Here is an 11416-nt window from a genome sequence, read left to right as displayed (position 1 = left end):
ATCGGTGCATTTCATGTTGACGGGACCGATGTGACGGATGCGCTGAGACATATCGTGGTGCTGGGGGGCGGCTCGGCGGGCTGGATCACCGCTGCCCTGCTGGCGGCCGAGCATGGCGGAGCGGAGCCCGGCGCCTTGCGGATCAGCCTGATCGAATCGCCGGACACGCCGGCCATCGGCGTCGGCGAAGGCACCTGGCCCTCGATGCGCGAAACGCTGCGCCGCATCGGCCTGCGCGAAGCCGATCTGGTGCGCGAGTGCGACGCGGCCTTCAAGCAGGGCTCCTGCTTCGAGGGCTGGGTCGACGGCAGCGCCGGCGATCGCTACTACCACCCCTTCTCGCTGCCACAGGGCTATGGCGAGGCCGATCTGGTCGGCGGCTGGCTCAGCGGCGCCGACGCCGATCGCCCCTTCGCCGAATGCGTCAGCGCCCAGCCCCATCTGTGCAACGAACGTCTGGCCCCGAAGCAGACGACGACCCCGGAATTCGCCGCCGTCGCCAACTACGGCTATCACTTCGATGCCGTCAAGATCGGGCGGCTGCTGCGCCGGCACGCGATCGAGCAGCTGGGCGTGCGGCACATCGCCGACGAAGTGACCGCGGTGCGCTCGCATGAGAACGGCGACATCCGGGCGCTGCAGACCCGCGGCCACGGCGAGATCGAGGGCGATCTCTTCATCGACTGCTCCGGCCTGCCCTCGCTGCTGCTGGGCCAGCACTACGGCGTCGCGCTGCAATCCCAGCAGCAGGTGCTGTTCAACGACAGCGCGCTGGCGCTGCAGGTTCCCACCACCGACGCCCAGGCACCGCTGGCCTCGGCGACGATAGCCACCGCACACGCCGAAGGTTGGAGCTGGGACATCGGCCTGCCGACCCGGCGCGGCATTGGCCTGGTGTTTTCCAGCGCGCACACCGGCGCCGAAGCGGCCGAGCGGGCGCTGCGACGGCACATCGAGCGCAGCGGCGGCCCGGCTGCCGATTCGCCGGATCTGCCGGCGGCCCGGCTGATCCGCTTCACGCCCGGCTATCGCGACCATTTCTGGCACCGCAACTGCGTGGCGGTGGGCCTGTCGGCCGGCTTCATCGAGCCGCTGGAGGCCTCGGCGCTGGCCCTGGTCGAGTTGTCGGCGGCCTTCATCCGCGACGAGTTGCCGGCCAAGCGCGCCGACATGGACCTGGTGGCCAAGCGCTTCAACGAGGCCTTTGCCTACCGCTGGGCCCGCATCATCGATTTTCTCAAGCTGCATTACGCCTTGAGCCGGCGCGAGGACTCCGACTACTGGCGCGAGCACCGCCGACCGGAGACCCAGCCCGAGCGCCTGCGCGAGCTGCTGCAACTGTGGCGGCACCGCGCGCCCTACCGCAACGATCTGTACCGGATCGAGGAGGTCTTCCCCGCCGCCAGCTACCAATACGTGCTCTACGGCATGGGCTTCAGGCCGGCGCCCGCTGCCCTCCGTCCCGCGCGGCTGGCCGAGGCCCAGGCCTGCTTCCGCGACGCGGCTACAGTCACCCGGCGGCTGCTGGGGGGCTTGCCCCGGCACCGCGATCTCATCCATCACATCCACGCGCACGGCATGCCGGCTGCGTGAAAAGGCCCCGACCTCCATGCTCGAACTGCTCAACAACATCTCTCACAAAGACCTCCGCATCGTCACGCAGCGCGGCGCGCAATGGGGCGACGATGTGATGTCCTGCCCGGTCACCCCGGATGAATTCCGCAGCCTGCAGGCGGACTACCCAATCGTGTTCCAGCCGGACGGCAAGGGCGGCTTCCTGCCGGTCGCGCTGTTCGGCCTGCAGGAGGGCCAGAACCTCTTCCTCAACGAGCGCGGCTGGGACGCCGAGTACCTGCCGCTGGCGATGCTGCGCATGCCCTTCTCGATCGGCGTCGCCGGCGACGAGCTGCGCATGATGGTGGACATGGCCAGCCCGCGCATCAGCCGCGGCGCCGAAGGCGAGGCGGTCTTCCTGCCCCAGGGCGGCAACAGCGAATTGCTGGAGCGGGCCAATTCGATCCTGCGCACCTTGCACGAAGGCAATCTGGTGATCCCCGGCTTCATCGACGCGCTGGTCGCCAACGAGTTGCTGGAGCCCTTCGTGCTGGACGTCGAGCGCCCGGACGGCACGCACGGACAGCTGGTCGGCTATTCGATGATCCACGAGGAACGCCTCGCCGCCCTGTCCGCCGACACGGTGAGCCTGCTGCACCAGGCCGACTATCTGCAGCCGATCTATATGGCGATCGCCTCGCTGTCCAACCTCACGAAGCTGATACGCCGCCATCTCGCCCGAGAATGAACAAGCCCCTCGTCCAAGGAGTGCTCGGCGCTCGGCCCGCAGAAGACCACTGCTGGCTGCCGTCCCGGCCCCGCCCGCTGACGGGTGAATTTGAGCGGCCGAGAGCGCAGCGAACCGGCGAGGCGCGCTTGCGCGCTTCCAGCTCTGACTCGGCGCGCTTGTTTAAGCTGAGCGTAGCGAAGCGAGTTCGCGCCGCGAGCCGGTTTGCGAGCATCGAGGGCAGTCGGCGCAGCCGACCCGCTCGGCTGAACCCGGCAGCGGGCGGGGCTGGGACGGCTCAGCGCAATGCCGGCAGCTGTTTTGAGAGCTAGGACACCATGCTGGAACGCAAGGACCTGAGCCCGGCGGCGCTGCCCGACGATGTGCTGCGCTCGACCGAGCCGGTGCTGATGCGCGGCCTGGTGCGCCAGTGGCCGCTGGTGCAGGCCGCGCTGCGCTCGGATGCCGAGTTCTGCGACTACCTGAGCCCCTTTGGCGCCGGCAAGCGGGTCGGCCTGTGGCGCGGCGGTCCTGAGATCGAGGGCCGCTTCTTCTACAACGCCGATTTCAGCGGCTTCAACTACCAGCGCCAGATCGGCGTCTTCGACGCGCTGCTGGCCGAGTTGCTCGCCGAGGCCCATGCGCCGAGACCGCCGGCGCTCTATCTCGGCTCGACGGAGCTGGAGGGAACTTTCCCGGGCCTGCGCGAACGCAACGATCTGCCGGGCCTGCGCCTGCTCGATCCGCTGGTGAGCCTGTGGCTGGGCAACCGGGCCCGCGTGGCCGCCCATTTCGACGTGCCCGACAACATCGCCTGCGTCGTGGCCGGCCGGCGCCGCTTCACGCTGTTCCCGCCCGAGCAGGTGGCCAATCTCTATATCGGCCCGCTGGACCTGACGCCGGCCGGCCAGCCGATTAGCCTGGTCGACATCAAGCACCCTGACCTGGCCCGCTTCCCGCGTTTCGCCCAAGCGCAAGCGCAAGCAATGACGGTGGAGCTTGAGCCGGGCGACGCGCTCTTCATCCCCAGCCAGTGGTGGCACGCGGTCGAGGCGCTGGAGCCGGTCAGCGCGCTGGTGAACTTCTGGTGGCGCCAGTCCCCCAGCTATATGGACACGCCGCTGAACACGCTGATGCTGGCGCTGCTGAGCCTGCGCGACCTGCCGCCGGCCCAGCGCCAGGCCTGGAAGGCGCTGTTCGATCACTACATCTTCGCGGCGGACGAGCAGACCGCCGCCCACATCCCGCCCGCCGCCCGCGGCGTGCTGGACCCCATCACCGAGGACCGGGCGCGCCATCTGCGCTCCTTCCTCTTGAACCGATTGAACCGCTAGGAGCAAGCCATGACCCCGTCCGATCAACGCAAGCCGATACGCCGCATCGTCATCGCCGGCGGCGGGACGGCCGGCTGGATGGTGGCCTCCGGGCTGGCCAAGAGCCTCGGCAAGCAGTACGAGATCCGCCTGGTCGAATCGGAGGAGATCGGCACCGTCGGCGTCGGCGAGGCGACGATCCCGACCCTGCACTTCATGCACGAGATCCTCGATCTGGACGAGAAGGAGTTCATGCAGGCGACCCAGGCCACCTTCAAGCTGGGCATCAGCTTCGAGAACTGGCGCAACGTCAACGAGAACTACTTCCACTCCTTCGGCAGGACCGGCAAGGGGCATTGGACGGCCGGCTTCCAGCACTTCTGGCTCGAAGGCCGCAAGCGCGGCCTCGCCAGCGACTACGGCGACTACTGCCTGGAGCTGCGCGCCGCGCTCGACAATCGCTTTGCGCGCCTGCCCGACAACGGCATCAACTACGCCTATCACTTCGACGCCACGCTCTACGGCCAGTACCTGCGCCGCTTCTCCGAGGCGCTGGGCGTGCAGCGCATCGAGGGCAAGATCGCCAAGGTCCACACCGATGCCGCCAGCGGCGACATCACCGGCCTGCAGCTTGGCAGTGGCGAACTGCTCGAGGGCGAGCTGTTCATCGACTGCACCGGCATGCGCTCGCTGCTACTGGGCGAGACGCTGGGCGTCAAGTACGAAAGCTGGGCCCACTGGCTGCCCTGCGACAGCGCCGTCGCCGCGCAGACGACGCTGACCCGCGATGCCGTGCCCTACACCCGCTCGATCGCCCATCCCTGGGGCTGGCAATGGCAGATCCCCCTGCAGCACCGGGTCGGCAACGGCCTGGTCTTCAGCAGCAAGCATCTCGGCGACGAGGAGGCCAAGGCGGCGCTGCTGGCCAATGTGCAGGGCGAGGTCATCCGCCCGCCGCGGGTCATCAAGTTCACGCCCGGCCAGCGCGAGCTCGTGTGGAAGAACAACTGCATCGCCATCGGCCTGTCCAGCGGCTTCCTGGAGCCGCTGGAGTCGACCAGCATCCACCTGATCCAGAAGGGCATGACACGGCTGATCGAGTTGTTCCCCAGCGACGGCATCTGCCAGAGCGACATCGACGAATACAACCAGCAGGCGCGCGACGCGATCGAGAACATCCGCGACTTCGTCATCCTGCACTACCACGTCACCAACCGGACGGACTCGCAGTTCTGGCGCGACTGCCGCGAAATGGCGGTGCCCGAACACCTCAGGCACCGCATCCAGCAGTTCCGCGACACCGCCCGCGTGGTCATCGGTGCCGGCGAGCTCTTCGCCGAGAACTCCTGGATCCAGGTGATGATGGGCCAGGGCATTCTTCCCGCGGCCCACCATCCGATCACCCGCCAGATGGAGGACCGCAAGCTGGCGGAATTCCTCGGCGAGATCCGCAAGGACGTCGCGCGCAATCTGATGCGGCTGCCCAAGCACCAGGCCTATATCAACGACTTCTGTCCGGCGCAGAAGCCGATGGACATGCCGACGGGTCCGGGCCTGCGCATCAATCCCGCGGCGAAGCTGGAGACGCTCGAACTGGCCGGCGGCGCCCGCGTCTATATCGTCGACGATTTCGCCGAGAACCCGCAGGAACTGGTCCAGCAGGCCGAGAAGGCGATGCAGCAGTTCAAGGTCCAGCCCGGCCACCCCTATCCCGGGCCACAGCTGGCGCTGCCGGCGGAGATGGCCAGCACGCTGGACGCCTTCTTCCAGAAGCATTGCCGCGAGCCGCTGGGCGCCGGCCAGCCGCTGGCCATGTTCGGCCGCTACTCCCGCGTGACGCAGGACCCCGCGACGCTCGATGCCCGCCAGCGCATCTGCCACCGCGACGACTCCGGCCTCGAGCCCGGGCAGATGATGTCGGCCGCGGTCCACTACCTGTTCAAGGACGAGCAGCTGGGCGGCACCGTCTTCTTCCGCTCGCTGATGTCCGAGGAGGACACGCAGGCCTTTATGCGCGATGCCAACGCGATGGACGGCAGCGCCTTCGGAGCCAAGTACGACCTGGCCCCGGGCTATATGACGCAGAGCAACCGCTACTTCGAGGTGATCGGCCGCGTGCCCGCCCAATGGAACCGCGCGGTCTTCTACGACGGCGGCATCTTTCATTCCGGCGATATCCAGGGCGCCTCGCCGGCGGCTTACCAGACCGGCATGGGGCGGCTGACGCTGAACGCCTTCTTCAAGAGCAGCAGGCCGAATCCTTGAGCTTGCGAGGGCCCCATGGCCCTTGCCTTCGCCCCGGATAATGCCGGCAGCCCAGACCAGCACCATTGCCCATTCGATGAACGCCGCAACGCCTGCGCCACCGGCCGCGCCACCGATCACCGGCGACCAGCGCCTGGTGAAGAACATCAACCGCATCGCCCTGCTTCGCCTGATGCGCGAGGAGGAAGGCCTGTCGCGTGCCGATCTGTCCGAGCGCAGCGGGCTCACCCGCTCGACGGTCAGCCTGCTGGTCAAGGAACTGATCGACGAAGGCTGGCTGCGCGAGAACGAGGTCGTCGTCAGCAAGCAGCTGGGACGCCGTCCAACGCCGCTGCAGCTCGACGGACAGCGCTTCGTGCTGGTGGGGGCCGAGCTGACGCCCGACACGATACGGGTCGTGACCACCTCGATCCGCGGCGAGGTGCTGGAGGCCCAGCAGGCCGCGCTGCGCCGGGCCGACCCGGAAGGGGCCTGCCAGCAGCTAGTCGAAATGATCGCGGTGCTGGTGCGCCGCGTCGTCGGCGAGGGCCGGGAGTTGCTGGGCATCGGCGTGGGCCTGCCCGGGGCCGTCGATTCGCAGACCGGCATGCTGCTGTTCGCCCCCAATATCGGCTGGCGCAATGTGCCGGTCGGCGAACGCCTGCGCGCGGTACTCGAACCGGCCGGCCTGTCGGACGTGCCGGTGCACTACCAGAACGAGGCCGACCTGGCGGCGATCGGCGAGACCCAGTTCGGCCCGCGCCCGCCGGCCGATCCGCTGGTCTACATCAGCTGCGGCGTCGGCCTGGGCTCGGGCATCGTGCTGGGCGACACGCTGTTCACCGGCGCCACCGGTGCCGGCGGGGAGATCGGCCACACGACGCTGCATCCCGATGGGCGGCCCTGCTCCTGCGGACGGCGCGGCTGCGCCGAGGCCTATATCGGGCTGCGCGCCATTGCAAGCGAAGCCGGCACTGGCGGCCAAGGCGCGCTGCCGCTGGACCGCGAGGCGCTGAAGGCGGCGATGGCCGCGCGCCAAGCGCGGGCGCGGACGGCCTTCGAGGCGGCCGGCCGCAATCTCGGGGTGCTGCTGCAGAACATCTGGACCACCTTCGACCCGCGCTCGATCGTGCTGGGCGGCGAGGCGGTGGCGCTGGGCGGCAACGATTTCGTCGATGCCGCGCTGCAGGTGCTGGCCGACTATGCCGCCGCGGCCGGCGTGCGTGCGCCCACCGTGCGTCTGGCGCGCTATACCGAGCTGGCGGTTGCCGTCGGCGGAGCCGGTTATGCGCTGTACACGCTGATGCAGCCCTACCAGGCGGCGCTTCAGCAGCAGCGTTGAGCGTCTATTTCCGCTTGGTCACGGGCTTGGCGGCCGGCGCGCAGGTCGAGTTGCGCACCAGCAGCTCATAGGGCAGCACCCGGTGCAAGTCCGACTCGGCCAGCGGCTGGGCGTCGCTGCGGTTCGCGGCGATCAGCATCTCCACCGCCATCCGCGCCATCTGATCGACCGGCTGGCGCACCGTGGTCAGCGGCGGCCACACCAGGCTGGCGGCCGGCGAATCGTCGAAGCCGGCGATCGACAAATCGCTCGGCACGGCCAGGCCCAGGCGCTGCGCCGCGGCCAGCACGCCCAGGGCCATATCGTCATTGCTGGCAAACACCGCCGTGGGCCGTACGCGCCGGCTCAGCAGCTGATGTGCGCCATCGACACCGCTCTGGAAGGTGAAGTCGCCCTGCTGGATCAGCTCCGGATCGAGCCCCAGACCGTGGGCCTTCATCGCATTGGCAAAGCCCTGGTAGCGCAGGCCGGACGCGGCCTGGTCGCTCGCGCCCCGGATGAAACCGATGCGCTCGTGGCCGAGGCTGATCAAGAGATTGGTCACCTCCTCGGCCGCATGGACGTCGTCCATGCGCACGCTGGCCTGGCCCTTGGCCTGCCGGCCCGGCGACATCAGCACGCAGGGCGTGCCGCTTTCGCGCAGCGCCTTCAGCACCTTGGGGTTGTCGCACAGCGGCGGGGTCAGCACCATGCCGTCCGGCCGCAGCGCCGAGACGACGCGCTCGACCTGGCTGTCGATGTCCGGCGCATCGTTGTGCAAGGACTCGACGACCAGGTGGTAGCCGGCCTCGCGGCAGCGCAGGGTCGCACCCTGCTGCACGCCGGCGACGAAGGCGGCGCTGGGGTCGTAATAAAGCAGACCGATCAGGAAGGAGCGCGCGCCGGCCAGGCTGCGTGCGGAGAGCTTGGGCCGGTACTTCAGTTCGGCCACCACCTTCAGCACCTGCTCGCGGGTCTTCTCCTGCACGCCCGGCTCCTGGTTGAGCACGCGCGACACCGTCTTGATCGACACCCCGGCCTGCGCCGCCACATCGACGATGGTCGGTGCCGACGAACCTGCTGCTCTGCTTGCCACCGCTGCTGTCCTCGCTGGGTCTGTTATCGAGATGCCGCACTGTGCCACAGCCGCGAAGGACAAGCTCCTCGCGTATTGCGCGTGATGCCGGGGTTCGCAATCAGACAGTTGCCATTCCGTTTTCCTCAATTAGTTTTATGCCCGCACAATTGCGCTCGGCTGATGCCCCCCAACAATGACCGCCCCCTGAAGGAACGCCAACCATGATCACCCTCGGCCTGGACCTCGGAACCTCGGCACTGAAGCTCGCGCTGGTGCGCGACGGCCACGAGATCATCGCCAGCGCAAGCCGGCCGCTGACCGTGCAACGCCCTGCCCCCGGCCACAGCGAGCAGGACCCCGCCGACTGGTGGGCCGCCGCCTGCGCAGGGCTGGACGAGCTGCGCGTCAAGGCACCTGCGGAGCTGGCCGAGACCGCGGCCATCGCCATCTCGGGCCAGATGCACGGCGCCACCCTGATCGATGCGCAAGGCCGCACGCTGCGGCCCTGCATCCTGTGGAACGACGGCCGCAGCCAGCTCGAATGCGCGGAGTTCGAGGCGGCGTGGCCGGCTTCGCGGGAGGTGAGCGGCAATCTGGCCATGCCCGGCTTCACCGCGCCCAAGCTGCTGTGGGTGCGCAAACATGAGCCCGAGATCTTCGCCCGCATCGCCAAGGTGCTGCTGCCCAAGGCCTGGCTGGGCTGGAAGCTGAGCGGCCAGTTCGTCGAGGAAATGTCGGACGCCTCCGGCACGCTGTGGCTGGACGTGGCGAAGCGCCGCTGGTCGGCCGAGGCGCTGGCCGCCACCGGCCTCAACGAGGCGCAGATGCCGCGCCTGGTCGAGGGCAGCGCGCCGGCCGCCGAGCTGAGCGCCGAGCACACGGCCCGCTGGGGCTTCAAGCGCCCGCCGCTCATGGCCGGCGGCGCCGGGGACAACGCCGCCGGCGCGGTGGGCGTCGGTGCGGTGCGGCCCGGCGATGCCTTCGTTTCGCTGGGCACCTCGGGCGTGCTGTGGGCCACGACGGCCGGCTTCGCGCCGAACCCCGCGCGGGCGGTCCATGCCTTCTGCCATGCGCTGCCCGACACCTGGCACCAGATGGGCGTGCTGCTGAACGCCGCCTCGTCGCTGGCCTGGTGGGCCCAGGTCTGCGGCCTGCCGGAGGCGCAGCTGGTGGCCGAGGCCGCCGCCCTGTCCCACAGCAGCGCGCTGTTCGCTCCCTATCTGAACGGCGAACGCACGCCGCACAACAATGCCGCGCTGCGCGGCGGCTTCGCGCAGCTGGCCGCGGACACCTCGCGCGCAGGCATGACCCAGGCGGTGCTGGAGGGCGTGGCCTACGCGCTGCGCGACTGCCAGGCCGCGCTGCAGGACGCCGGCACCACGCTGCAGGAGGCCAGCGTGCTCGGTGGCGGCGCCCGCTCGGCCCACTGGGTACAGGTGCTGGCCGACGTCTTGGCGATCCCGCTGCACCAGGTCGCCGAGAGCGAACACGGCGGCGCCCTCGGCGCGGCGCGGCTGGCGCTGATGGCCACCGGCGCCGGCCTGGAGGTCGCCCGCCCACCGCAGCGCCTGCATACCTTCGAGCCTCGCGCCGACGCGGTGCGCCGGCATGCCGATCTATATGCGCGCTGGCAGCGGCTGGCCCCGCACGCGCGTGATCTCGTCTGAGCCCAATGGTGCTAACCCTCAAACCCGGAACGACAACGCTGTCATAAGATCGACAGCGCACGCCCCGACAAGAAAAAAGCACCCCGCCAGGGCGCAACCTGAGACATCCATGGCAACAGAAACTCCCCGCCGGCATCCGCTCACCTGGGTGCCCTCGCTCTACCTGGCGATGGGCCTGCCCAATGTGACCGTCGCCGTGGTCGCGGCCATCCTGTTCAAGAACATGGGCATCTCGAACGAGGACATCGCCCTCTACACCTCGCAGATGTACCTGCCCTGGGTGCTGAAGCCGCTGTGGTCACCGCTGCTGGAGCCGTTCAGGACCAAGCGCTGGTGGGTCATCGCGATGCAGTTCCTGATGATGGCCTCGCTGGGCGTGGTGGCCTTCTGCCTGCCGCTGGACGACTTCTTCCGCCTCTCGCTGGCCTTCTTCTGGGTCACCGGCTTCGCCTCGGCCACCCAGGACATCGCCGCCGACGCCGTCTTCATGACGACGATGTCGCCGCGCGACCAGGCCCGCTACGCCGGCCTGCAGGGCATGTGCTGGAACATGGGCGCGGTGATCGCCTCGGGCCTGCTGGTCTCGCTGACCGGCTGGCTGCACAAGGACCTTGGCCTGCCCTGGGTGCAGTGCTGGATGATCGTGATGGGCGGCAGCGCGCTAATGATGGGCGGCTTCGGGCTCTGGCATCTGCGCTACCTGCCGCCGGGCGAGCCCTCGGCGCTGCAGGGCCAGGGCCTGCGCGCGGCCATGCCGGCGCTGCGCGAATCCTGGCTGACCTTCTTCCAGAAGCCGCAGATCTGGATGATGCTGGCGGTGATCTTCTTCTACCGCTTCGGCGAAGGCTTCATCGAGAAATTCGGCCCGCTCTTCCTGCTCGACGCGCGCAGCGTCGGCGGCCTCGGCCTGGACAATCAGGCGCTCGGCTTCATCAATGGCACGGCCGGCACGCTGGCCTTCATCGCCGGCGCCTTCCTGGGCGGCTTCATCGTCGCCCGCTGGACCCTGCCGCGCACCTTCGTGCTGATGGCCCTGGTGCTGAACCTGCCGCATCTGACCTACTGGATCCTCAGCCACACGATGCCCACCGACATGTTCACGATCGGCCTGCTGGTGGCGATCGAGAAGTTCGGCTTCGGCATGGGCTCGGTGGGCCAGATGCTCTACATGATGCAGCAGGTGGCACCGGGCCCGTTCCGCATGACCCACTACGCCTTTGCCACCGGCGTGATGGCGCTGACCAAGTGGTCCACCGGCACCGCCAGCGGCTGGGTCTGGAGCGTCGTCGGGCACGACTACAAGGTCTTCTTCACCGGCGTGCTGATCGTCTCGGTCGTGCCGGTGCTGCTGGCCTGGCGGGCGCCCTTCCAGCACAAGCCCGCGCGCGACGAAGCGTCCGCCTTGGCCCCGGCCGGTGCGCACTGACAGTGCGACCAGCCGATGCCGGATTGACAGGGCTTGCTGGCCAGGCACAGGCGGCTGACGTACGCGTCGCCAGTCTCTGCAACTGC

8 protein-coding genes are annotated in these 11416 nt (G+C 68.9%); 7 read left to right on the top strand and 1 reads right to left on the bottom strand.

Features of this window, described 5'->3' with window-relative positions:
- Nucleotides 1-30 precede the first annotated feature (30 nt).
- The 5 genes from QWJ38_RS22995 to QWJ38_RS22975 all read left to right on the top strand — a co-directional run bounded on the left by QWJ38_RS22995 (nt 31) and on the right by QWJ38_RS22975 (nt 7180).
- Entirely contained in the window at nt 31-1593 is a 1563-nt protein-coding gene (locus QWJ38_RS22995; protein ID WP_290361472.1) for a tryptophan halogenase family protein, read from the top strand.
- A 16-nt stretch (nt 1594-1609) separates the two neighbouring features.
- The gene (locus tag QWJ38_RS22990; protein ID WP_290361471.1) at nt 1610-2302 is read left to right on the top strand and encodes a SapC family protein; all 693 of its coding nucleotides are present in this window, start codon (nt 1610-1612) and stop codon (nt 2300-2302) included.
- 317 nt (nt 2303-2619) lie between these two features.
- The gene (locus QWJ38_RS22985; protein ID WP_290361470.1) at nt 2620-3615 is read left to right on the top strand and encodes a cupin-like domain-containing protein; all 996 of its coding nucleotides are present in this window, start codon (nt 2620-2622) and stop codon (nt 3613-3615) included.
- Between the two features lie 9 nt (nt 3616-3624).
- Nucleotides 3625-5859, top strand: a complete 2235-nt coding sequence (locus QWJ38_RS22980; protein ID WP_290361469.1) for a DUF6445 family protein — start codon at nt 3625-3627, stop codon at nt 5857-5859.
- Nucleotides 5860-5935: 76 nt separating this feature from the next.
- Nucleotides 5936-7180 (top strand): ROK family transcriptional regulator, encoded by a 1245-nt coding sequence (locus QWJ38_RS22975; protein ID WP_290361468.1) that lies wholly within the window; start codon nt 5936-5938, stop codon nt 7178-7180.
- A gap of 4 nt (nt 7181-7184) precedes the next feature.
- On the opposite strand, the gene QWJ38_RS22970 is transcribed toward QWJ38_RS22975, so the two are convergent.
- Entirely contained in the window at nt 7185-8255 is a 1071-nt protein-coding gene (locus tag QWJ38_RS22970; protein WP_290361467.1) for a LacI family DNA-binding transcriptional regulator, read from the bottom strand.
- 203 nt (nt 8256-8458) lie between these two features.
- On the opposite strand from QWJ38_RS22970, the gene xylB reads away from it, so the two are divergent.
- Both xylB and QWJ38_RS22960 read left to right on the top strand, forming a co-directional pair.
- Nucleotides 8459-9904: a xylulokinase gene (gene xylB, locus QWJ38_RS22965; protein WP_290361466.1), complete on the top strand. Its 1446-nt coding sequence runs from the start codon at nt 8459-8461 to the stop codon at nt 9902-9904.
- Nucleotides 9905-10013: 109 nt separating this feature from the next.
- Nucleotides 10014-11330 carry an MFS transporter gene (locus QWJ38_RS22960; RefSeq protein WP_290361465.1) on the top strand — a complete coding sequence of 439 codons (1317 nt, stop codon included), beginning with the start codon at nt 10014-10016 and terminating at the stop codon, nt 11328-11330.
- The last annotated feature ends 86 nt before the right edge of the window (nt 11331-11416 follow it).

Origin of the sequence: Roseateles violae, assembly GCF_030410485.1 — a bacterium.
In the GTDB taxonomy this organism is placed as follows: Bacteria; Pseudomonadota; Gammaproteobacteria; order Burkholderiales; family Burkholderiaceae_C; genus Roseateles_D; species Roseateles_D violae.
Note: the sequence above shows the minus strand (reverse complement) of the source record. Positions and strands in the feature narration are given on the sequence as shown.

Bases quoted from the DNA above. Each gene is read 5' to 3' on its own strand.
- QWJ38_RS22990 (WP_290361471.1), top strand. From the start codon at position 1,610: ATGCTCGAACTGCTCAACAACATCTCTCACAAAGACCTCCGCATCGTC.
- xylB (WP_290361466.1), top strand. From the start codon at position 8,459: ATGATCACCCTCGGCCTGGACCTCGGAACCTCGGCACTGAAGCTCGCG.
- QWJ38_RS22975 (WP_290361468.1), top strand. From the start codon at position 5,936: ATGAACGCCGCAACGCCTGCGCCACCGGCCGCGCCACCGATCACCGGC.
- QWJ38_RS22960 (WP_290361465.1), top strand. From the start codon at position 10,014: ATGGCAACAGAAACTCCCCGCCGGCATCCGCTCACCTGGGTGCCCTCG.
- QWJ38_RS22980 (WP_290361469.1), top strand. From the start codon at position 3,625: ATGACCCCGTCCGATCAACGCAAGCCGATACGCCGCATCGTCATCGCC.
- QWJ38_RS22985 (WP_290361470.1), top strand. From the start codon at position 2,620: ATGCTGGAACGCAAGGACCTGAGCCCGGCGGCGCTGCCCGACGATGTG.